Source organism: Draconibacterium mangrovi (assembly GCF_010586825.1).
Taxonomy (GTDB): Bacteria; Bacteroidota; Bacteroidia; order Bacteroidales; family Prolixibacteraceae; genus Draconibacterium; species Draconibacterium mangrovi.
The window spans coordinates 1,434,065-1,455,335 of sequence record NZ_JAAAGB010000001.1 but is presented as its reverse complement, the minus strand read 5'-3'; the positions used below and the strand labels follow the sequence as shown (position 1 = coordinate 1,455,335).

Below are 21,271 nucleotides of genomic sequence, written 5' to 3'. Positions count from 1 at the left end.
ATGAGTTTAATCCAAAAAATGTACTACAATGAAAACAAAAGTCTTAATCCTGATCTTACTTAGTTTATTCTTACTGCCGGCCTGCCAGGAAGAATATGAAGCGCCCGACACTGATGCTTTTTTACCTGAAAAAGCAGCAACAGCAGGAGAGGGAACTATCGTTACTGAAATGATGCATGTAAAAGCCCTGGAAGGTAATCTTTTGGGCGATCCGGCCGATCGAATGATTCGCGTGTACCTGCCTAAAAGTTACTATACCTGTCCGGAGAAACATTTTCCGGTAATTTACTTCCTGCATGGTACACCCGCCTGGGGTGGCATGTTGATGGAACCCGAACCATACGAGTTCTTTTATCTGTCGGCACAACTTCCGGCCCGTGTTGATTTCCCTGAAGAAGGATTTTTACCCTGGCTCAATAATTTGGTGGACAACGAGGGCATGAAAGAGGCCATTATTGTTATGCCTGATGCACAAACCAAATACGGTCCGAGTCTTTATGTGAATTCCACAGTTGAGGGAAATTACGAAGACTACATCGTAAATGAATTGGTTAGCTTTATTGATCAAAAGTATCGTACGATACCGCACTTTAACTGGCGCGCCATAAGCGGACATTGCGCCGGTGCAATAGGCTCTTTGAATATTGCCATGAAACACCCAAAAGTATTTCGTTATGTGGGAGCTTTGTCGCCTTCGCATTTTCCTGAACCGTTGATTTTATATATGGCTAATTTTTTGGCAGTAGAAGACGAGATGTGGGGAGTTGAGGGCCCGCTAGCGTATGATCCTTTTGCTCCTTTCACATTTGTAAACAATGGTGCTGTTATGTTGGCACAAGCTTGGTTGCCCAATCCTGATAATCCTCCATATTATTGCGATCTACCGTTTGAATTTGTTAACGGAGAGGCTGTTATCATTCCGGAGCTTATGCAAAAAATTAGTGAGCAAGGCCTGCTGTCAATGGTTCAAAAAAACCGTATTGGGCTGAAACAGTTGAAAGAAGTTTATTTTGATTGTGGAGTGAATGACAATTTTTACATTGAAGCTAACACCATGATGCATGAACAGCTTGATGCTATGCATATTAAACATCAGTTCGAGACGTATGATAATCCCGGAACACATATCAGCAATCTGTATGATAGACTTGGGAAAGCCTGGATATTGTTATCAAATGATTTCCCGGATCATGAATAATTGAGCTAAAAGATTGTTGTTGATGCAGAGCGATTATTTTTGGAACAAGCAGATTCACACATATTTATGAAGGTTTTGCAACTCCTTTGCCACCAATTCGTATAGTAGAACAGTTTAAATTGGAGTAAATCATGTTCGAAAAGAATCTGGCCCTTGTTTTTGGAGTAATGGCTTTGCTGTTTTTGGTGTCGAATTTTATTATTGTTTTGATAATTAAAGACTACTTGCAGCAACGAGGCGAAAAAGTCAATCCTGCAACTATGCATTTTCAAATTTTTTCGATGGCTAAAAAATACCGTGAATTCAATCAAAAAGAGATGGGAAAATCGGGTAAACACTATGGAACGTTTTGGATAAGCATCCTTTTATTTGCATTTTTTTTGGTTCTGGGAATATTAGTTGTGGCATAAAGCTGCTGATTGAATTCCGGTGAGCGCATTCACCGATGGCTTTGCCTCGGGGTAAGCGAACAAAACAATAAAAAAATCCTTAACGGAATCGGATTCCTCGTCAGCTCTGCTGCGAGGAGTTTCAATAAACTTCTGAAACTAAGCCTGCGGGAGAGTAACAACAACAGAGGTGCCTTTTCCCACTTCGCTTTCAATGTTTATTGTTCCCTTGTTTTTTTCAACAAAATCTTTTACAAGAACAAGCCCCAGTCCGTTACTTTTTTCATTTTCAGTTCCCTGTGAATGGCTCTTGGAGCTGATGTCAAACAGCTTATTCAACTTTTCGGCATTCATTCCCAGACCGGTATCGGTAATTTTTATGGTAACTTCATTTTGATCCGAGGCGAAAGTTTTAACATTGATTGACCCCCCGCGTGGAGTAAATTTTATGGCATTGCTAACAATGTTTCGGATAATGGTTTGAAGCATATTGGCATCAGACAATACTTTAAGTTGATTATTGGTATCAAGTGAAATGGCTATTTGTTTTAGTCTTGCCGAGGGTTGCAATTTTTCAACCGTATTTTGTATCACGCCTTTCAACTCAAGTTTCCCGGTGTTTACCTCCATTTTTTTCACCTGCGATTGCGCCCAAAGTAAAAGGTTGTCGAGCAGGTCGCTGATGTTTTCTGATGATGAAACAAGTAGTTTCAACAGCTTTTTCAGTTCCTCTTTTTCCAACGCATCAAATTCCTCATGAAGGTGGTCGAGAAAGGCTGTTTGCGTGTGAACCGGGCCCCGAAGGTCGTGGGCGATAATGGCAAAAAACTTGTCCTTTGCCTGGTTTGCTTCTTCCAGCTGATTATTTTTTTGGCGCATGCGCTGGTAAAAAAATAAAATTATGCCAGTAATAATTATGGCGAGTAAAACTGCTATAATCATCAAAATACCTGATGTGCGGTGTTGTCGCAGTTCGAGCCTGTTTATTTCGTTTTGTTGTTCTAAATCAGCAATCTGACTGTTTTTTGCATCAATTTCGTAAATGCCTTGTAGCTGTTCCATTTTAATATTCACTGCACCCAATAGCATTGAATCCTGAATGTTTATCAATTGCTGCTGGCAATCAATGGCTTTCTCGAGGTTGTTTAAATTCAGGTAGATTTCGCTAAGTTTTGTGTAAATATCAAGTTGTATGCGTTTTTGGTTATTGGTAATGGCCTGGTCGAGACCTTTCAAAATCATATCTAATCCTTCGCTGGTGCGCCCGGTGTTTAAATAGCACAATCCAAGGTATTGATAGATTGAGGGTTTACTAAGCTGATCACCTACGTCGGTTTTTCCTTCTAAAGCGTCTTTTAGATATTTTTCTGCTAGGGCATAATTTCCGGAGGCATATTCAATACGACCCAGGTTTTTGTAGGCATTCGATATACCATATTTCGAACCACTTGCCTTGTGGATTTCAAGTGTATATTCAATGTTTTTGCGGGCTTCATAAGTATTTCCAGCCTTTAAATTAAGGATTCCGATTTGCTCGTAACAGATTACAACTCCGCTATTATTTTGGTCGGCTTTTGCCAGTTCTCCGTAGGTTTGGAGTGACTGCTTGTAATAGTCCATTGCTTTTTCGTTTAGCTGAAGGTCAGCGTAAATCCGTCCGAGCAGGTAGGCAGCCCAGGCATAACCTTCAACATAATCGGCTTTTTCGTAATTCAACCGCGATTTAATAATGTATTCAATCGCACGATCGTATAAGCCGTTTACTCTGAAAACGGTACCCATCATTGAATAGGAGGCGCCAACTGCACGGTAGTTCTCTGCCTGGCGTCCCGCCTGAATTGACATGTTAAAGGATTGGAGAGCTTCTAAGTGATCTCCAAGGGTGTGCTGGTTAATTCCCAAACGTAATAAAATATCACTTTGATACCAGAGGTCATCTAATTGGTTGGCGAAAGTTAGTGCACTGTCAAAGTAGATTTGAGAAAGGTTGATGTTGCTGACTTCGTGGGCAATACGTCCTAAAATGAAAAAAGCTTGCATTTGAAGAGATTTATCTTTAAGCTGCTTTGCATCACTCAGTGCCGATTGTGCCACTGTCATTGCATCGTTATTTTGATTCTCGAAAAGAAGCATTGCCAATTCGAGCTGGGCGTTTATTTTTTTCTTTCCCTGTTTATTTTGTATTACCTGGCGCAAACTATCTGTATGTTCAGCAATAGCTGTAGAACCGTAACTTATGTTTTGCCCAATAAATAGCATCAAAAGAACCATTAATTGAGTTACTATTCGGTTTTCGATCATTAGAGTTCCGGTTTTAGCAGAGAAATTTATCAAAATCTTTAATCATTAATTGTCTGTTGCGTAAAAATACAATTTAACCAGATTTTCCAACAAAAAAATAGAAAACGTGTTTATATATAAATCTCAAAAAATAGCACGTCCGTCTAGAAAACAGCAGTAAACAAATCTCATGAGTGCCTTTAATAACTCTGACTGCTGTAATTTTACAATGATCTTTTTTTGATATGAAATTCTCCCAAAAGTTGCTAAGTCTCAGAAAGGAAGGGGGTAAAATGAATTTTATTTATTGCCGGAATTTAATTATAAAAACTCTGTTTAAGCGTGAAATACCAGCAGCGGTATTTCTGAATGGAATACCATTTTACGCGCTAAACTGGGGTTGAAAAGCCGCGATATCATACCTCGTTTATGCGTAGTGAGTGCCAGAATATCCACCGGGTCGTTTTTAATTGTTCTTTCAAGTGTTTCTAATACATTGTTCCCCATAATCAGCTTGCACTCAAACTCCTTGTTCTCATATTTCTTGTGCAAAATATCTTTCATTCCTTCCAGTCGGGCAATGTCCCAGCCATATTCGTCGGGAAGCCCAACGTGCGCACAAACAACTCTTACATCGTACGATTTTACAATGCTCATTAGTTTGTCGAGTGCAGTAAAATCCTTTTCATCGAAATTGGTAGCATATAACACTTCTTTAAAATCTTCAACTGGTTTCATATCCATATTTTCAGGAACAACTAACACCGGAACCGGGGCGTTGTACATTACATCGGCGGTTACACTGCCCACTGTGCCGGGCCACGATTTGTCGCCACCGCGGCCAATTACAATAAGACGTGTAGGTTGTTCACTGGCAAAGGCCAGAATGTCTTCTTCTGCATAACCGGGCTTAACTATATATTCCGGATCCACTTTTTCCCAGGTATCAGATCCGATACTTGTCACCAAAGGGGTCAGAAAATTTTTAAACTGTTGGTTGGCTTCTTCTTCAGCATCTTCGGTTTGTTTTAAAAGGGTGGTGTCGTACGGATAAATGTCGCCGTAAGGTATTGAAAAGCGCACCGGACTAATATACGAGTGCATAATTACCAGTTTCGCTTTCAGGTGTTCGGCAATGTTAAAAGCCATTTCTACAGCTTTCTCCGATACTGCTGAAAAGTCGATGGGGACAAGGATCTGGCCGGGTTTGCTGGCTTTTTTCTGTTTCGCCGCTTTTAATCCCAGCAGTAAATCAACTTCTTTAAAGGCTTCGTTCAGGTCGTTTTCCAATATTTTAACCCGAACGGTTGAGGTGGCTGCTCCTTCAATTAAATGTACGTCTTCAAGCTCACATTTAATTCCTTTTTCCTCTAAACGCATTTTCAAAATATGGGCGCGCGCCAGAGGTAATACTACGATTGTAACTAGTTTTTCACTCATGGCCAATTAATTTTAGTTTCTATATTATTTATATGGTTTTAAGGCCGATTAGTTTCAGAAATGGACTGAAATCTTGTACTGTCCTTATTTTTAAGAAATGGGTGAATACAATGATTGTGTATTGATTTAGAGAAGTGGCAAAAGAATAATAACTTTAGGGTTGCAAATGGGTTTGTTTAACAACGATTCAGAATGTATTTTTAGCAATAACCAATTAAATTTAATAGTATGACCTATGTTCCAAATGAATCGAGATACGATGAAATGCTCTACAACCGCTGCGGAAAATGGGGGCTGAAACTGCCTGCCGTTTCGTTGGGTTTGTGGCATAACTTTGGCGGAATTGATGTTTTTGAAAATGGCCGGGCCATGTTGCACCGGGCTTTTGATTTGGGCATTACACATTTCGATCTGGCCAATAATTATGGTCCGCCACCGGGATCGGCTGAAGAGAATTTTGGTAAAATTTTGAAGCAGGATTTTAGAGCTTACCGCGATGAGCTGATTATTTCGAGTAAAGCGGGTTATCTGATGTGGCCGGGGCCTTATGGCGAATGGGGAAGCCGCAAGTCGGTGCTGGCCAGTCTCGACCAGAGTTTAAAACGTATGGGATTGGAGTACGTGGATATTTTTTATTCGCACCGCCCTGACCCAAATACGCCACTTGAAGAAACCATGATGGCTCTTGACCGTGCTGTTCGCTCGGGAAAAGCCTTGCATGTGGGTATTTCAAATTATCCGGCTGATATGGCCAAAGAAGCGTCACGTATTTTGAAAGAACTTGGAACGCCGTGTTTGATACACCAACCTAAATATTCGATGTTTGTAAGGTGGGTGGAAGACGAGCTGCTGGATGTACTGGAAGAAGAAGGAATTGGTTGTATTCCGTTTTCGCCGCTTGCACAGGGATTACTTACCAATAAATATTTGAAAGGAATTCCGGAAGGATCGAGAGCAACCCGTGAAGTATTTCTGAAAAAAGAACATGTTGAAACGGCACACGATAAAATTGTGGCTTTAAATACCATTGCTCAGGAACGTGGCCAGTCGTTGGCGCAAATGGCACTGGCATGGGTACTGCGAGATAAAAGAATTACATCGGTACTGATTGGTGCCAGCTCGGTAAAACAAATTGATGACAATGTGGAAACTCTAAATAACCTTAGTTTTTCGGATGAGGAATTGGCAGCCATTGAAAAGGTATTAAAGTGATAGTTGAAGAGTATAAAGCATAAAAAAAGGCTCGCAATTGCGAGCCTTTTTTTCTATAATACCGTTGGTTTACATTCCAAATAACTTTTCCAATCCCCAGAAGAGACTGAAAATAATTGCCATTCCGGCAATAGCACCTGCGGCCAAAGTAAAAACAAAGTTCAATGGCAGCATTTTTTTCTCATTCTCAGTGTTCATCTTAATGACGATCTGATTCTGATTTGCTTTTGTTTCCATTCAAGATATATTTAATTGCCCAATCCTAAAAAATGTAAATAGTTTAATTGTTATTTTCTGTGTATTAGCAGATCGGGCTGTTTCTAATTTTATCTTCCCAGTCTAATAAAAGACTTAAAAGTATGGTACAAAGGTATGGCTTTTTTGTTAAACATGCCAAAAAGCATGTTTTCGACGAGCTGTTTGTTAAATTCGTGTTACGTGGGTGTTGCAGAATAGAATGGAATGATTCGTGAAAAAGTCGTTTGAAAATATGGGCAATATATAGCAAAAAGAGGAGCTTAAAAAAGCCCCTCTTCGTATCATCTTTTATGTATTTTCTTATTAAGTAGCCGATTCGAATTGTTTTAAGAATCGAACATCGTTTTCGAAGAAATGGCGGATATCTTTAATTCCGTAACGCAACATGGTAATACGTTCGATACCCATTCCAAAAGCGAAACCGGTATATTTTCGGCTGTCGATATTACACAGTTCCAATACGTTCGGATCAACCATTCCGCAGCCCAGAATTTCGAGCCAGCCGGTGTATTTACAAACGTTACAACCTTTGCCACCACAAATCGAGCAGCTAACATCCATTTCGGCACTTGGCTCGGTAAACGGGAAGTAGGAAGGACGCAGACGGATTTTTGTGTCTTCGCCAAACAACTCTTTGGCAAATTGCAACAAGGTTTGTTTCAGGTCGGCAAACGAAACATTCTCGTCAACATACAAACCTTCAATTTGATGGAATATACAGTGCGAACGTGCCGAAATAGCCTCGTTACGGAAAACACGTCCCGGGAAAATAGCACGAATAGGCGGTTCAGTGCGCTCCATTACACGGATTTGCACACTTGAAGTGTGCGTACGCAACAGTACATCCGGATCTTTTTCAATAAAGAAAGTATCCTGCATATCGCGGGCAGGGTGCTCCGGCGGAAAATTCAAAGCTGAAAACACATGCCAGTCGTCTTCAATCTCAGGGCCTTCGGCAACTGTAAATCCAAGGCGACCGAAAATACCGATAATCTCATTTTTTACCAGCGACAACGGGTGACGGGTTCCCAGTTTCATGGGCTCGCCCGGCATGGTTAAATCCTGTCCGGCCGATTCGCTGCCATTGTTCTCAAATCCTTCTTTTAGCGTGTTAATTTTTTCTAAAGCAAAAGTTTTAAGTGTGTTAATGGCCTGTCCAACCTCCTTTTTCTGTTCGGCAGGAACAGTTTTAAAGTCGTTGAATAATTGGCCGATCAATCCTTTTTTGCTGATGTATTTTATGCGCAGCTCTTCTACCTCTTCCTTGCTTGAAGCTACAATAGCGTCGATTTCTTCCTGTAATGCTTTGATTTTGTCTAACATCCTTGTTCGTTTAAACTGAGGTGCAAAGATAATGATTCAGTTTTAGTGGATAAGAACAGGGCACAATATTTTAGACTGATTTGCCGGGATTCAGGTTTTTAACTACTTTTGCGCCACATTTATGGTATGTACTTCAATGTATACCTGCCTGTTTGATATCCGGAAAACAGGAGTTGGGATTTGTTGAAATACAGAATTTATAAAAAAATGGTCCCGTAGTTCAACGGATAGAATAGCAGTTTCCTAAACTGTAGATATGGGTTCGATTCCCGTCGGGACTACAAAGGCCGCTGAGATTCAGTGGCCTTTTGTTGTTTTAAGTCAGCCATGCATAAACACCGGTTTGGTAGTTTTGGCAAGTGCCAACAGGTCTTTTGTCTCTTCTTCATCAATCGGCTTAAAATCCTGCATAAACTCCAGCGCTTTTAAAAACAGGGTGTATTCTCCCGGAGGAATAGCTGCCGTTACTTTTTTCGAAAGGGTATAACGAAGTGCCAGTTTCATTACATTTTCGTCGTCGATGGGTTTGTACCAGCAATTTTTAAAGATCAGGTCTTCATTTTCACCAAACGTGGTAAGTGCCATGGCTTTTAAAGCCAGAATCCCGATGCCTTGTTTTTGTGCTTCGGCATAAACCTGGGGGCCAAAGTCGCCGGCATTCCAGCAGGCAAAATTAATGGGGAAAAGTATCGAATCGAAATCAAAGTTTTTTAGTGCAAATAAAGCTGCCTTAACCGAGTGAGCCGAAAAACCAATATGTTTTATTTTACCATCTCTTTTGGCTTTTACCAAGGTTTTCAGCGCGCCGTTTTTGCCAAAAACAGTTTGTACTTCTTCATCAGTAGTTAGCTCGTGCAGCTGGTACAAGTCAAAATAATCGGTTTGCAATTTTCGCAGCGAATTTTCCAGATCATTTTGTGCTCCGGCAGCATCGCGTTGCCGGGTTTTGCAGGCCAGAAACGTATTTTTTCGGTAGGACTTTAACGCCGGCCCCAAACGATCTTCGGCGTTTCCGTATTTGGGTGCCACATCAAAATAATTTACACCAAAATCAAAAGCTTTGGCAACCAATTCGTTTGCAAATTCCTGTGGATTGTCGTTCAACATTATGCCCCCGAATCCAATAATAGAAAGTTTTTCGTTGGTTTTCCCTAATTTACGTTTGGGAATGGAATAATCGGCCGGAAAATCTTTGCCAAATTCTTTTATTGAAGAAATTAGTGTATTCATCATGCTGGTTTAAATTATTCGAATTGCTTTCAAAACTACAATTTTTCTGAAGGATATAAAAAGCCTGTCAATAGCAAACCTTCTGAGAATAGGCACATTAAATACCTGTAAAAGTAGATTTCGAAGCACAAAAACACTAAAAAAAGCTAAAAAAGCTAAAAAAGATTTCTCATTGTTTTGATAACTAAATACTTTTTTGTTCATTTGTATTGTCGTGCGTTCAGCACGATGTGTGTTTGGGGGTTAACATTAGTAAAAGGGCAGTTGTTGAACTGCCCTTTCTTCGTTTAAATACATCCTTTCTTCGTTAAAATCATTATTAATTTTTCTGTTATTTTTTAACAATAATATTGCAAACTATTTGGTTGTTAGATGTTTGGTGGAATAACATATGTGTTTTTGTACGTGTTTACACTTATTTATTGTACCTTGTAGATGTTAAACTTAATGTGCTGTATATAGACTTTAGCAAGCATTAAGAGAAACACATTCAAGATAGGCCGGTTATTGAACCGGCCTTTGTTTTAATAAAATACTAATAAACCTTTTGTTTGTTTTCAGGTTGTAGATAGAAATTTTAAACGGACAAAATGTGTCGATTATATCCTTTTCTAATCATATTGTTTATTGTTTCTGTTGCCTGTAATTCAAAAAAAGAACCAAAAACAGCACCCGATGTGGCTAAGGAAGAGTTATCCTGTTGTAATGTAAATTCCAAATCGCGGTTTTTGGTGCAGCCCGATTCGTCTGAGATAATTCCACAAACTTCCGGGACGGAGGGAATGGTTTTTATTAAAGGGGGTACCTTTGAAATGGGTGCCGACAATGATCAGGCCCGACCTGATGAATACCCGAAGCACGCGGTAGAAGTAAAAAGTTTTTGGATGGATGAGCATGAAGTAACCAACGCGCAATTCAAAAAATTTGTGGATGAGACCGGCTACATCACTGAAGCCGAAAAGGATATTGACTGGGAAGTGATGAAAACACAGGTCCCGCCGGGTACTGCCAGGCCTCCGGCAGAAATGTTAAAAGCAGGATCGATGGTTTTTACGCCGCCATTGCAGGCAGTTCCCCTAAACGATATTTCTCAGTGGTGGTCGTGGGTGGTAGGTGCCAACTGGAAACATCCTGAAGGGCCTGAAAGTACGATCTTTGGTCGCGAGAATCATCCGGTAGTTCACATTTGCTGGAATGATGCAGTTGCATACTGTAAATGGGCAGAAAAAAGATTACCAACCGAGGCCGAGTGGGAATTTGCTGCGCGCGGCGGACTGGAAAACAATATTTATCCGTGGGGAAACGAACACATTGAAGACGGCTCACCAAAAGCCAATTCATGGAACGGACACTTTCCGAACATCAATACCCAAAGAGACGGACATTTTGCTACAGCTCCTATAAAGTCGTATGCTCCAAATTCTTATGGTTTATACGATATGGCCGGCAATGTGTGGGAATGGACAGCCGATTGGTACGACCAGGACTACTACAAAAGTCTGCCAGCCGATAAAGTTACGGTCGACCCGAAAGGACCGGAGAAAAGTAATGACGCAAGAAATCCTTACGATAAACGGAAAACCATTCGGGGTGGATCATTTTTGTGTAACGACAGTTATTGCTCGAGCTACCGGGTGGCAGCCCGCATGCCCGGCGAAATTAATACAGGCATTAGCCATACGGGGTTCAGGTGTGTAAAGGACTAACAGTTCGGCAAACGAAACAAGTAGCTGAGACAAAGGTGCTATTTATCGGTTTTATAACTGAGCTACTGTCAATTCAACTCCCCAAAAGCAGCCAGTCATAATGATTGGACTAAAACAACCACTCTTTTTGCAGAAAATCAGAAAATATGCTGGTATGTTTCCATAATTATTCCGAACTTTTTATTCCAAATTTCTTCAACTTTAAAGCAATTCCATGAGGTTAAGCGAAGAAAATTAAATGTTGAATTACCTAAATTAAAAAAGAATGAGCAACAACTATTGGTCTTTTTTACTGTTTGTATTTCTTCTAACACGGTGTTCTGTTTCACCAGAGGAAACTTCAAAACCGCCGGCTCTGTCATTGTGGAATGATGGCCTTGTGAAAGAATCGATAACAAAATTTATATCGGAAGTTACCGACTCTAATTCTGCCAATTTTGTTGAAGTAAAAAACCGTATAGCCGTATTCGATAACGATGGTACTTTGTGGTGCGAAAAACCGATTTACATTCCTGTAGAGCTGGAGTTGGCCTATGTGAAAAGTGAGTATACGAATCGTCCGGAATGGGAAGAGGATAGGTTCTTTAGTGGATTGGCCGGCGATAATTTTGCTGTTTTAAACGATTACAGCACGGTTGACATTATCACCAAAATATTTAGTGCTCAGGCAGGTATGAAAGAGGAAGATTATAAAGACTTTTGTTACAAAACGCTTTCTGAAGTTAAACACCGAAAATATAACCGGCCATTAAAAGAGCTCACCTACTCGCCAATGGTTCAGTTGGTTCATTTCCTGCAGTCCAACGATTTTAAAGTATACATCGTAACCGGTGGAGAAATCACTTCGGTGCGTACTATTTCAGAAGAAATTTACAACATTCCCAAGGAGAATGTGGTGGGTAGCAGCGTTTTGCTGAAGTATGTATCGGATGAAAACGGAACATATTTGGTACGTACAGCACAGCTGAATTCAAATAACGATAAAGCCGTGAAGCCTACCAATATTGAACTACATATTGGCCGCAAACCTATTTTTGCCGCCGGAAACAGCGATGGTGACTACCAGATGTTGGAATACACGCTTTCGGGCAACGGACCGTCAATGGCTATTTTGGTACATCACGACGACGAGGTACGTGAATACAGTTACATGCACGGCACCGAAAATGCCGTTAAAGATGCCGCTGTAAAAGGCTGGCATGTGGTAAGTATGAAAGATGATTTTAAGGAGATTTTTGCCAACTGAGAACCTTTTGTATGCATCTGAACTAATTTCGGTTTAAGCTCTCTTTGTCTTTGTAGGCATTCTAATCATTTCGGAACGCTCCACAATCATTCTGGCCTTGTTGTGAATTTTTGCTCAAAAACCTCCGCTAAATAAAAGAAAGGATCAAAATATAGCACCAAAACAGCATATTTTGTATTAAATACCTCCAAAACATTTGGTGCAACCGGGAAAATTTTCCGAACTTACTATTCCGATGAAACACAAGTACACAACAATTACAAATATCAAATGAAACAAAAAGTTAAAGTAATCTCCGCAATTATTGTTTCGGCAATAGTGTTAATGGCTTGTAATTCAGTCATTACCTTTCCCCCGGTGTCGCAAACACCAACCAACAATCATAATCAGGGGCAGTTTGTTTGGCACGATCTGGCAACCTATGATCCGCTAAGCGCCAAAGATTTTTACGCCGATGTTTTTGGATGGGAATTTGAAACCGTTGGCGCCGGCGAAAACATGTATTATGTTATAAAAAATGATGGTGTAGCCATTGGCGGCCTGTTTAAATTAGCCGATGAATATGGCAAAGCAGCCGAGTGGATTGGCTCAATGTCGGTTCCGGATGTTGATGTTGCACTGCAATATAATCAGGCAGCAGGCGGTAAAACCATTTTCAAAAAAGCAGCTTTTAAAGGCCGTGGCGAAACCGCTTTGGTGCAAGATCCGCAAGGTGCATTCATAGCTTTTCTGAATTCGGAAAGCGGTGATCCAAATCCTCGACGAGCTGGAAATATCAGTATGAATTCGTGGCTTTGGAACGAGCTGTGGACGAACGATCTCGAGGGGTCAATAGAATTTTACAAAGGATTAACCGGAGCCGAATCACAAGAAGTTGAAGCGGCCAAAGTGCCGTATTATTTGTTTAACAACGATGGGAATACCTTCTCCGGAGCCATTGGAAATCCTGTTGAAGGCGCCCGAAGCGCGTGGATGCCATACATAAAAGTAAAAGATGTAAATACCACCGTAGAGAAAGCCAAAGCTGCCGGAGCTCATGTAATGATGGAACCTACTCCATCAATTCGTAAAGGAACCGTTGCCGTACTTATGGATCCAACGGGAGCACAGTTTACAATACAACAATGGATTTTAAGATAAGCGTCATGAAGAGAAAAATAAAATTAATAATCGTTTTAGTGATTTTGGCAGCCGGATTTACCTTGTCAGCTTGCTCAAACATGCGTTGGGGAGCCAATGCCGGTGTTGATGTTCGCTTTGGCCCGCATGGCCCGAAACTTGATCCTCACGTCAGTCTTGATATGTACAGTGGAGGCCGGTTATAAGAAACTGTTTAACGTTAAAACTCAAGAAATGAAAAATATATTAATAGTTGGAATTATTCTACTTTTTGCTGCTTGTAGTACGGGCGAAAAAGCAGCTATTTACTGGGTGAATAGTTATCGTGTTGACTGTGTTGGAGTGGGCCCTATGAAATGTATGTTGGTTCAAAAGGGTGAAACTCCTGAACCCGGCAAATGGACCAACTTCTATTCAAAGATTGAAGGTTTTGATTACGAACCCGGATTTATCTACAAATTGAAAGTAAAAGAGGAACAGCTGGAAAATGTTCCTGCCGATGCTTCATCGATTAAATATATTTTGGTAGAAGTACTGGAGAAAAAAGAAGATACCAAACTTGCTTTGGACGGAAGCTGGGAGGCACTTAAAATAAATGGATCGGTGATAAAATTACCACGGTCGCGTGGGGCCGGAGTATTACCCAATTTGCAGATTCATATTCGCGACATGCAAATTAGTGGTATTGATAACTGCAACAATTTTACCGGACAAATTACTGGAATTGGTGATAATACCATTGAGTTGGGTGCCATAGCCGGTACACAGAAAATGTGCCCTGACATGAGTATTTCAAAAGCGTTTAACGAAGCGCTGCTTGCTGCAAAAAAGTATGAGTTGAAAGAAAACAACTTGGTATTTACTGATGAAACAGGCAACGAGTTGTTGGAGTTTACCAAAGCTACCGAAGCAATAGTTTTGCTAAATGATATTTGGGTGGCCGAAATCGTTGACGGAGAAACAGTAGGCGATGCAAGTATAGCACCGCGGCTGGAAATAAACAGCACGGAAATGAAGGCGATGGGAAGCGATGGCTGCAATAATTTTACCGGGGCAATAACAACCTTAACCAATACCGAACTGGTGTTTGGCCCGCTGGCCGGCACCCGAAAAATGTGTCCCGACATGACCTTTGCCGATAAATTTAATAAAGCAATTCCTCTTGTTCGTAGTTATAAAATTGCGAATATGAAACTTACGCTGCTTGACGAAAAAGGCGAAGTTTTGCTGGTATTAAAAAAAGTGGATTAAAGAGTATGATTTCGTAAATTGTAGATCAGTAGTGAACAATGTATAACCAAAACAGATATTAAAATGGGAAAAAAAGTAGTATTTATAATTGCGATTATTATCGCTTTTGCCGTTCAATCGATGGCACAACCCGGCGACGACTGGATTAAGCTGGGCGAAAAAAATGTGGCTTTTAAAGCAGATAAAGACAAAGTTACCTTAACCGGAAAAGAACGTAATGTCTCTAAAATTAAGATTACCTGTGTTCAGGGAGCGGTAAAAATCAAAAAGATTCATGTAAAAATGTCGGATGGCGAGAAGAAAGAAATCGATCCGGCTGCCGGAGTGCTCAATAAGGGAATGTCGACCATGAATTTTGATTTGCCCGGAAAAGACAATAAACTAACCGACCTGGAATTGGAATACGATTCGATGGGAACCATTGTAACCAATAAGCGTGCAAAGGTGGAGATTTGGGGCAAAAAACGTAAGGACGATAAAAAGAAGGACTAGTATTATACTCTCAGGAATAATGAATTTCGGAGTGGATTAAATTAGTGCTAAAACCTTCGAAAAATTCTGTACCTGAATTGAGAATTTAAATGTTATTGACAACAAATATTAAAAATATGTATCGATTTGCTCGAGTATTATTTCTGGCTATGGTTACACTTTGTCCGTTTCTTGTTACCGGGCAGGATGAAGCTAAAAACGAAGCTGCGGAATTGGCAAAAAAGCTGTCAAATCCGATTGCCAGCCTTATCAGTCTTCCGCTACAAAATAACCTGGATGTGGGAATTGGCGAATTTAACGGATCCCGAAATACACTAAATATTCAGCCGGTAATTCCTGTGTCGCTTTCTGAAAATCTTAATCTGATAACGCGTGTTATTTTGCCGGTGTATACCCAATACGACATCAGTGGAGAAGGTACCAGCCAAAGTGGGATTGGTGATGCGGTGATTAGTGGTTTTATAAGTCCAAAAGTGTCGAAAATAACCTGGGGAGTGGGGCCTGTTTTTCTGCTTCCAACCGGAGGAGATGCTTTTTCTGCAGACAAATTTGGGATTGGGCCTACTGCTGTGGCACTCTATCAAACAAATGGAATGACGTTTGGAGGATTGGTAAACCAGATCTGGAGTCTGGATGAAAACAACACTGTGAGCAATATGTTCCTTCAGCCATTTTTTACCTATAACTGGAAATCAGGTGCTGGTATTGGCGCTAACCTGGAACTCACCCAAAACTGGAAAGCCGAAACTACCAATGTGTGGCTGAATCCTGTAGTTAGTGCAGTTACTTCCATGGGAAAACAGAAAGTGCAGTTTGCTATTGGTCCGAGATTTAATCTCGCTGCGCCCGACCATGCCAAATCGAAATTTGGTGTACGTTCTGTACTTGTATTTTTATTTCCAAAATAGAAAAATATTGAATTATGAAACGTAAATGGATAGTTGCAGCTCTTATTAGTCTGTTATTTTCAGCTTGTGTTCCAACAATGAAATACACCTGGACAAAAGAGAATTACACCGCAAAAAGTTTTGATAATATTTTGGTTTTGGCCATTTCTCAAAACCTGGAAGCCCGGACAGTTTTTGAAAACACCATTGTGAAAGCTTTGCAGGAAGAAGGATTTCAGGCAGAGAACAGTTTGAAGTTATTTCCGCCTGTTGTTAGTATCGACAAACTAAGTGAGGAGGGAATTGAGTCGAAGATCAAAGCATCCGATTACGACGCTGTAATTGTATCGAGCCTTGTGGATGTGCAATCGCAGGAAGTTTATGAGTACGACAGTTTCTATCGCCCCTATCCTTATTTTTTTCCACGGCACATTTATTACGGTTATGGTTATGTTTACCGCCCGGGTTATTACCGGCAGGAAACTTCTTTTGTAATTGAATCGCGTTTGTTCGATACGGCTGCAACAACAAAAGAAAATGCCATTATCTGGTCGGGACAATCCGAATTAATCGATCCTGTTTCGTACGAATCGGGAGCAAAAGATCATGCGTATTCAATGGTGAAAACTTTGTTAAAATCAGGAGTTTTAAAACAATAATCGTCAAACGAATTAAATTAATTTTTATTCGGGCTTAGCTACTCCGATCGGAACATTTACTTTTAAAAGCAAGGAGTGATGAAGACTTGATGAGCGGTTTTTGAACACATCGGTAAGTCCCTGGTAGTAGCGAACTCCAATGCTCCAGCCCGTACCGCGAAAAAGTTTGTACCCGGCACCAACGGCAACGCCGGCATTAAACCAGTTCAGCAAGTCTTTATTATAGTCTTTTATTCTGATGTCTTTGTTGTCTTCGTCCGACGAAAAGGCTACCCATCCTTTGTACAACCAACCCACTTGAGGGCCGGCTTCCACGTAAATGTGGTTATCGAATTTGTAGTTGGCCAAAACCGGCACCATAAAAGCATTCACCTTTTGGTTGTATCTGCCTTCCACATTGTATGTCTCTGCTTCCAGAAATTCAAGATCGGAAGCCGAAAGATTGCGCATTCCAAGGTTCGAAATGCCCTGAAATCCGGTGTGCAGAAACCAGTTGTCTTTCACTCTTATATCGAAATACATTCCAAGGTTAAAGGCACGGAGGTTTCCGGTGTTATCAAATCCGTTAACGTTCGTGAAGTCTAATCCTCCTTCAAGTCCAAACTCAATGTTAGGAGAGTTTAACTTGTCGCCCAGCAACAAAGAAATGATTATCTGTGCGCCTGATAGGTTAGCCAGCAGAAGAAATGTGCTTATGATCAGTGTTCTCTTCATTTATCAGTTTTACAAACGATTTGTCCTGAATTAAACAAGTGTATACAAGATAGGAATAAAACCAATGATGGGCAATGCCTTGTGAACAGTAAAAAGAACATTTGTTTAAGGGGTATGCGGGTAATTTTATTTGCGATTCAGGATTAAAAGTCCGAACTTTTGTATTGTGATTTTATCAAACATAATCAATTATAACTTCTCATGAGAAAAACCTTTGTTACAATGCTTTTCCTCTTTTCCGGATGGGCACTTTTTGCGCAGAGCATTGAAGTAACACCAATTTTCGGCTATTCAATTGCCGGGAAAGTACAAAATTACGGGCGTTACTTCGATGTAAAAAACGATGCACTTTACGGTGGTTTATTAAGTGTGCAGTTTGATGATATGATGTATGCCGAATTGAGTTACGAACGAAGCGATACAAAAGGCAGTGGTTTTCTGACAACGGTTGATATGGCCGTTGAGCACTACCAGGTTGGTATGCTTCGCGAATTCTCGGCCGGAACAGTGATACCGTTTGCCAAAGTAAGTTTTGGTACATCGCGTTATGTGCAAACGTCGGGTGGCGACGAGCGCACATGGCTTTTCTCCGGAGGAATCGGGGCAGGTGCCAAGGTATTTCTTTCCGACAGGGTTGGCCTGCGCTTGTTTACCAACCTGATGTTGCCACTTGAATTTGATGGCGCCGGGTTTTGGTGTGGAATCGGAACCGGAGGGAGTGGATGTTCCGGCGGAGTAAGTTTTAACGTACCTATTGTACATTGGGATTTAGGCGCCGGTTTAATTATTCGTTTACAAGACTAGAAACAAATTAATTTATACTATGAAGACTTTACGGTTTATTTGCCTTATTCTGGCTACGCTTACCGCTTTTACGGCAAACAGCAAAGAAAAGCTTGTTTGGCCACGCGAAATTGAGGCCTCAGGAAATGTAATTACGCTCTACCAGCCTCAACTCGAGTCGCTGAACGGAAACATGCTCGATGGCCGGATGGCTGTTTCGATTAATACGAAAGACGACGAAATGATTTTTGGTGCCTTGTGGTTTAGCGCAACGCTTTTAACCGATATGGAAAACCGGACAGCCGACCTGGTAAAACTGGAAATTCCAATGGTAAAATTCCCTGATGTGGAAGATGAATCAAAACTGGAAAAGCTTAAGGAATTGGTTATCGCAGATTTGGAAGCACTGGATGTGCAAATGTCGCTCGATCGTATTCTGGCCGACCTCGAAAATGAGGAAAACCTGGAATTGTTGAATGACCAACTCAACAACAATCCGCCCGAAATTTATTATCGCTCGTCGCCATCGGTGTTGGTGATTATCGATGGTGATCCGATTATGAAAACGGTGGAAAACTCAAGCCTGGAATATGTGCAGAATACACCTTTCCTGATTCTGAAACGGAAATCCGATTATTTTCTGAAAGGTGGAGATTATTGGTTTACGGCCACTGATGTGTTGAGCAAAAACTGGAAACAAACCAAGTCGGTTCCGAAAGAGGTGAAAAAGGTGGCCGACAAAATGATGGAAAAAGAGAAAGATCCGGAAGTTGAAGGAAGCGACGCCATTCCGGAGATCATTGTTAGTTCGGTGCCTGCCGAGCTCATCAGTTCCGATGGTAAACTGGAGTACGAAACCATAAAAGGTACATCGCTTTTGTACGTGAAAAATTCGGAGAATGATATCATAATGGACATCAATTCGCAGCATCATTTTGTGTTGCTGAATGGAAGGTGGTTTAGCTCAAAAACACTGGCTGACGGCGATTGGGCATTTGTAGAGCCGAATGATCTGCCCGAAGATTTTGCTAAAATTCCGGAAGATGAGTCGATTGCAACAGTAAGAGCCAGTGTGCCGGGAACACCCGAGGCAAAAGAGGCAAAATATGAACAGCAAATGCCGCAAACTGCAGTGGTCGACCGTAAAACAGCAACGGTTACTGTGGATTATGATGGTGATCCTAAATTTGAGAAAATTGAAGACTCAGAAGTGGAATATGCTATAAACACGGCAAGCACAGTATTGCGCATTAAAGGAAAATATTATTGTGTCGACGATGGAATCTGGTTCGAATCAACAAAAGCAAGTGGCCCGTGGATTGTTAGCGATTCGCGTCCTGTAGAGGTGGACGAAATTCCGCCAAGCGCCCCGGTTTACAACGTAAAATATGTGTATATCTACGATTCAACGCCCGATGTGGTTTATGTAGGTTACACACCAGGATATTGCCACTCGTATTGGTACAATGGCTGCGTTTTTTACGGAACCGGTTATTACTACCGCCCATGGTATGGCAGTTACTATTATCCGCGCCCCTGGACCTTTGGTTTTGGTGTACACTACAATCCGTACACAGGTTGGGGCTTTAATGTAGGATTCAGCTACGGATGGTTTCATATGAATTATTACGGTGGAGGTTATGGCTGGTGGGGGCCGGCAGGTTATCGTCATGGCTACCGCCATGGCTATCATCACGGGTATCATCATGGTTACCGCGATGGCTATTTGCGGGGTTACGCAGGTGGTTATGCCAACGGCCGGTACAACTCGCGAAACATTTATAACCGCAGAGACCGTGGAATAAGAAGTACACGCGATGTGCGAAATACAAATCTGCCTAACCGCAGAGACAATGTTTCGTCGCGCCCGTCATCGCGCCCGAACAACGTGTATACCGACCGCGATGGAAACATCATGCGTCGTGATAACAATGGCAACTGGCAGCAAGAGAATAAGCGGCCAAGCACACGTCCCGATCTGCCAAACAAATCGGGAAATACCAATGCAACGCGGCCAAGTACACGCCCCACGCAGCCAACGCAGCGCCCGTCGACCCGCCCAACTCAGCCAACGCAAAGGCCAGCAACAAGGCCAACGCAACCCACTCAGCGTCCATCGGCAAGGCCAACAACGCGGCCAAATACTTTGGAGCGTGATTTTAACAGCCGAAACAGGGGTACAACACGGTATAATAATTTTAGGAATACCCGACCGACAACTACTCCGCGAAGCCGCCCAATGCCAACACGAGGTGGCGGTATGAGACGATGAGGCATAAAAAGAGCAGATATCAAAAATATCTGCTCTTTTTCGTTTTGTCTCGACTCTATTAGCGCGAAACCACTTTCTTGTTAATCAGTTGTTTGGTTACAAGGTAGGCCAAAGCTTTTGCCTCGTCTTCAACCGATTTAATATTGGTAGATTTTGATTGAGCGCGGTAAATCAATTTTTCCGACTCAACATCGTACAGGTTACATTCAATAAAATAGGTAGCATTGTCGGTATAGTAGCCCGAGTTGTAAATAGTTCCGAGCGAGTAGGCATAATAATCGTGGTACATTCCGCTCATCCCGTAGGGTGTACCATAGTAACCGGTTCCGCCAACGGCAATATTCCGGTCGTTCACCCATCTTTTTTCATGCGTTATATCAAAAAGGGTAACAATCATCAGGGCATCAATCTTGTTTTCTTTCACTTTGGTTACCACCGATTTTCTAACAGCTTCCGAGTCTTTCAACAGCTCTTCGCCCTGGCTTATACGCGCTGCCAACGGAAATACATCAACGGTTGACATGCCGTTTAATCCTTTTTCTTTTAACTGATCAACTATGGCGTGTTCGGTAACATACCGGTTCGACGAATTGGGGAAAAGAACCGTAACACCAATATTGTCGTAGTGTTTTGGCGTACTGTCTTTGTCCGACCATGAATTGATGAGTTTGGTTGATGCGCAACTGGTAAGTAGAAAACCTACGGCGATTAGAAGATAACTTAATTGTTTCATTGTAACTAAATGTGTTGTTGTTATGTACAATATAACAAAATTTATCAAGAGTGGTTGTAATGATGAGTGAAGAGAAATG

20 protein-coding genes and 1 tRNA gene are annotated in these 21,271 nt (G+C 41.4%); 14 read left to right on the top strand and 7 right to left on the bottom strand.

Features of this window, described 5'->3' with window-relative positions; genetic code table 11:
* Positions 1 to 28 precede the first annotated feature (28 nt).
* Both G4420_RS05970 and G4420_RS05965 read left to right on the top strand, forming a co-directional pair.
* Complete coding sequence (locus tag G4420_RS05970) at positions 29 to 1,198, top strand: alpha/beta hydrolase (RefSeq protein WP_163322630.1); 1,170 nt, start codon at positions 29 to 31, stop codon at positions 1,196 to 1,198.
* Between the two features lie 131 nt (positions 1,199 to 1,329).
* A complete protein-coding gene (locus G4420_RS05965; RefSeq protein WP_163322629.1) occupies positions 1,330 to 1,608 on the top strand; it encodes a hypothetical protein in 279 nt (92 codons plus the stop codon).
* Positions 1,609 to 1,746: 138 nt separating this feature from the next.
* Here the strand turns inward: G4420_RS05965 and G4420_RS05960 are convergent, their stop codons facing one another.
* Together G4420_RS05960 and G4420_RS05955 are read right to left on the bottom strand one after the other, a co-directional pair.
* Positions 1,747 to 3,888 (bottom strand): tetratricopeptide repeat-containing sensor histidine kinase, encoded by a 2,142-nt coding sequence (locus tag G4420_RS05960; protein WP_163322628.1) that lies wholly within the window; start codon positions 3,886 to 3,888, stop codon positions 1,747 to 1,749.
* Between the two features lie 315 nt (positions 3,889 to 4,203).
* Complete coding sequence (locus G4420_RS05955) at positions 4,204 to 5,307, bottom strand: universal stress protein (protein ID WP_163322627.1); 1,104 nt, start codon at positions 5,305 to 5,307, stop codon at positions 4,204 to 4,206.
* 228 nt (positions 5,308 to 5,535) lie between these two features.
* On the opposite strand from G4420_RS05955, the gene mgrA reads away from it, so the two are divergent.
* Positions 5,536 to 6,519 carry an L-glyceraldehyde 3-phosphate reductase gene (gene mgrA / locus G4420_RS05950; protein WP_163322626.1) on the top strand — a complete coding sequence of 328 codons (984 nt, stop codon included), beginning with the start codon at positions 5,536 to 5,538 and terminating at the stop codon, positions 6,517 to 6,519.
* 69 nt (positions 6,520 to 6,588) lie between these two features.
* Here the strand turns inward: mgrA and G4420_RS05945 are convergent, their stop codons facing one another.
* Together G4420_RS05945 and pheS are read right to left on the bottom strand one after the other, a co-directional pair.
* Entirely contained in the window at positions 6,589 to 6,756 is a 168-nt protein-coding gene (locus G4420_RS05945) for a hypothetical protein (protein WP_157493528.1), read from the bottom strand.
* 324 nt (positions 6,757 to 7,080) lie between these two features.
* Entirely contained in the window at positions 7,081 to 8,100 is a 1,020-nt protein-coding gene (pheS, locus tag G4420_RS05940) for a phenylalanine--tRNA ligase subunit alpha (protein WP_163322625.1), read from the bottom strand.
* A 209-nt stretch (positions 8,101 to 8,309) separates the two neighbouring features.
* Between pheS and G4420_RS05935 the strand changes: the two genes are divergently transcribed.
* Positions 8,310 to 8,381, top strand: a tRNA-Arg gene (locus G4420_RS05935).
* A gap of 40 nt (positions 8,382 to 8,421) precedes the next feature.
* Here G4420_RS05935 and G4420_RS05930 read toward each other — a convergent pair.
* Entirely contained in the window at positions 8,422 to 9,333 is a 912-nt protein-coding gene (locus tag G4420_RS05930; protein WP_204273604.1) for an aldo/keto reductase, read from the bottom strand.
* A gap of 587 nt (positions 9,334 to 9,920) precedes the next feature.
* Here G4420_RS05930 and G4420_RS05925 point away from each other — a divergent pair.
* From G4420_RS05925 to G4420_RS05890, 8 genes are all read left to right on the top strand, one after another.
* Complete coding sequence (locus tag G4420_RS05925; RefSeq protein WP_163322624.1) at positions 9,921 to 11,036, top strand: formylglycine-generating enzyme family protein; 1,116 nt, start codon at positions 9,921 to 9,923, stop codon at positions 11,034 to 11,036.
* A gap of 265 nt (positions 11,037 to 11,301) precedes the next feature.
* A complete protein-coding gene (locus G4420_RS05920; protein ID WP_163322623.1) occupies positions 11,302 to 12,282 on the top strand; it encodes an HAD family hydrolase in 981 nt (326 codons plus the stop codon).
* A 270-nt stretch (positions 12,283 to 12,552) separates the two neighbouring features.
* Positions 12,553 to 13,422 (top strand): VOC family protein, encoded by an 870-nt coding sequence (locus G4420_RS05915; protein WP_163322622.1) that lies wholly within the window; start codon positions 12,553 to 12,555, stop codon positions 13,420 to 13,422.
* Positions 13,423 to 13,427: 5 nt separating this feature from the next.
* Positions 13,428 to 13,607: a hypothetical protein gene (locus G4420_RS05910; protein ID WP_163322621.1), complete on the top strand. Its 180-nt coding sequence runs from the start codon at positions 13,428 to 13,430 to the stop codon at positions 13,605 to 13,607.
* Positions 13,608 to 13,635: 28 nt separating this feature from the next.
* On the top strand, positions 13,636 to 14,652 hold the full coding sequence (locus G4420_RS05905; RefSeq protein WP_163322620.1) for an META domain-containing protein: 1,017 nt from the start codon (positions 13,636 to 13,638) through the stop codon (positions 14,650 to 14,652).
* 63 nt (positions 14,653 to 14,715) lie between these two features.
* Positions 14,716 to 15,144 (top strand): DUF2541 domain-containing protein, encoded by a 429-nt coding sequence (locus G4420_RS05900; protein WP_163322619.1) that lies wholly within the window; start codon positions 14,716 to 14,718, stop codon positions 15,142 to 15,144.
* A gap of 116 nt (positions 15,145 to 15,260) precedes the next feature.
* Positions 15,261 to 16,052, top strand: a complete 792-nt coding sequence (locus tag G4420_RS05895; RefSeq protein WP_204273603.1) for a hypothetical protein — start codon at positions 15,261 to 15,263, stop codon at positions 16,050 to 16,052.
* A gap of 14 nt (positions 16,053 to 16,066) precedes the next feature.
* On the top strand, positions 16,067 to 16,690 hold the full coding sequence (locus G4420_RS05890; RefSeq protein WP_045025852.1) for a type 2 periplasmic-binding domain-containing protein: 624 nt from the start codon (positions 16,067 to 16,069) through the stop codon (positions 16,688 to 16,690).
* 24 nt (positions 16,691 to 16,714) lie between these two features.
* Here G4420_RS05890 and G4420_RS05885 read toward each other — a convergent pair whose 3' ends face one another.
* A complete protein-coding gene (locus G4420_RS05885; protein WP_163322618.1) occupies positions 16,715 to 17,404 on the bottom strand; it encodes a porin family protein in 690 nt (229 codons plus the stop codon).
* Between the two features lie 201 nt (positions 17,405 to 17,605).
* Between G4420_RS05885 and G4420_RS05880 the strand changes: the two genes are divergently transcribed.
* Complete coding sequence (locus G4420_RS05880) at positions 17,606 to 18,208, top strand: porin family protein (protein ID WP_163322617.1); 603 nt, start codon at positions 17,606 to 17,608, stop codon at positions 18,206 to 18,208.
* 19 nt (positions 18,209 to 18,227) lie between these two features.
* Positions 18,228 to 20,459 (top strand): PT domain-containing protein, encoded by a 2,232-nt coding sequence (locus tag G4420_RS05875; protein WP_163322616.1) that lies wholly within the window; start codon positions 18,228 to 18,230, stop codon positions 20,457 to 20,459.
* Positions 20,460 to 20,517: 58 nt separating this feature from the next.
* On the opposite strand, the gene G4420_RS05870 is transcribed toward G4420_RS05875, so the two are convergent.
* Complete coding sequence (locus tag G4420_RS05870; protein WP_163322615.1) at positions 20,518 to 21,192, bottom strand: hypothetical protein; 675 nt, start codon at positions 21,190 to 21,192, stop codon at positions 20,518 to 20,520.
* Positions 21,193 to 21,271: the final 79 nt, after the last annotated feature.

Coding starts and splice junctions, on each gene's coding strand:
- G4420_RS05970 (WP_163322630.1), top strand. CDS start 29: ATGAAAACAAAAGTCTTAATCCTGATCTTACTTAGTTTATTCTTACTG.
- G4420_RS05965 (WP_163322629.1), top strand. CDS start 1,330: ATGTTCGAAAAGAATCTGGCCCTTGTTTTTGGAGTAATGGCTTTGCTG.
- G4420_RS05960 (WP_163322628.1), bottom strand. CDS start 3,888: ATGATCGAAAACCGAATAGTAACTCAATTAATGGTTCTTTTGATGCTA.
- G4420_RS05955 (WP_163322627.1), bottom strand. CDS start 5,307: ATGAGTGAAAAACTAGTTACAATCGTAGTATTACCTCTGGCGCGCGCC.
- mgrA (WP_163322626.1), top strand. CDS start 5,536: ATGACCTATGTTCCAAATGAATCGAGATACGATGAAATGCTCTACAAC.
- G4420_RS05945 (WP_157493528.1), bottom strand. CDS start 6,756: ATGGAAACAAAAGCAAATCAGAATCAGATCGTCATTAAGATGAACACT.
- pheS (WP_163322625.1), bottom strand. CDS start 8,100: ATGTTAGACAAAATCAAAGCATTACAGGAAGAAATCGACGCTATTGTA.
- G4420_RS05930 (WP_204273604.1), bottom strand. CDS start 9,333: ATGATGAATACACTAATTTCTTCAATAAAAGAATTTGGCAAAGATTTT.
- G4420_RS05925 (WP_163322624.1), top strand. CDS start 9,921: ATGTGTCGATTATATCCTTTTCTAATCATATTGTTTATTGTTTCTGTT.
- G4420_RS05920 (WP_163322623.1), top strand. CDS start 11,302: ATGAGCAACAACTATTGGTCTTTTTTACTGTTTGTATTTCTTCTAACA.
- G4420_RS05915 (WP_163322622.1), top strand. CDS start 12,553: ATGAAACAAAAAGTTAAAGTAATCTCCGCAATTATTGTTTCGGCAATA.
- G4420_RS05910 (WP_163322621.1), top strand. CDS start 13,428: ATGAAGAGAAAAATAAAATTAATAATCGTTTTAGTGATTTTGGCAGCC.
- G4420_RS05905 (WP_163322620.1), top strand. CDS start 13,636: ATGAAAAATATATTAATAGTTGGAATTATTCTACTTTTTGCTGCTTGT.
- G4420_RS05900 (WP_163322619.1), top strand. CDS start 14,716: ATGGGAAAAAAAGTAGTATTTATAATTGCGATTATTATCGCTTTTGCC.
- G4420_RS05895 (WP_204273603.1), top strand. CDS start 15,261: ATGTATCGATTTGCTCGAGTATTATTTCTGGCTATGGTTACACTTTGT.
- G4420_RS05890 (WP_045025852.1), top strand. CDS start 16,067: ATGAAACGTAAATGGATAGTTGCAGCTCTTATTAGTCTGTTATTTTCA.
- G4420_RS05885 (WP_163322618.1), bottom strand. CDS start 17,404: ATGAAGAGAACACTGATCATAAGCACATTTCTTCTGCTGGCTAACCTA.
- G4420_RS05880 (WP_163322617.1), top strand. CDS start 17,606: ATGAGAAAAACCTTTGTTACAATGCTTTTCCTCTTTTCCGGATGGGCA.
- G4420_RS05875 (WP_163322616.1), top strand. CDS start 18,228: ATGAAGACTTTACGGTTTATTTGCCTTATTCTGGCTACGCTTACCGCT.
- G4420_RS05870 (WP_163322615.1), bottom strand. CDS start 21,192: ATGAAACAATTAAGTTATCTTCTAATCGCCGTAGGTTTTCTACTTACC.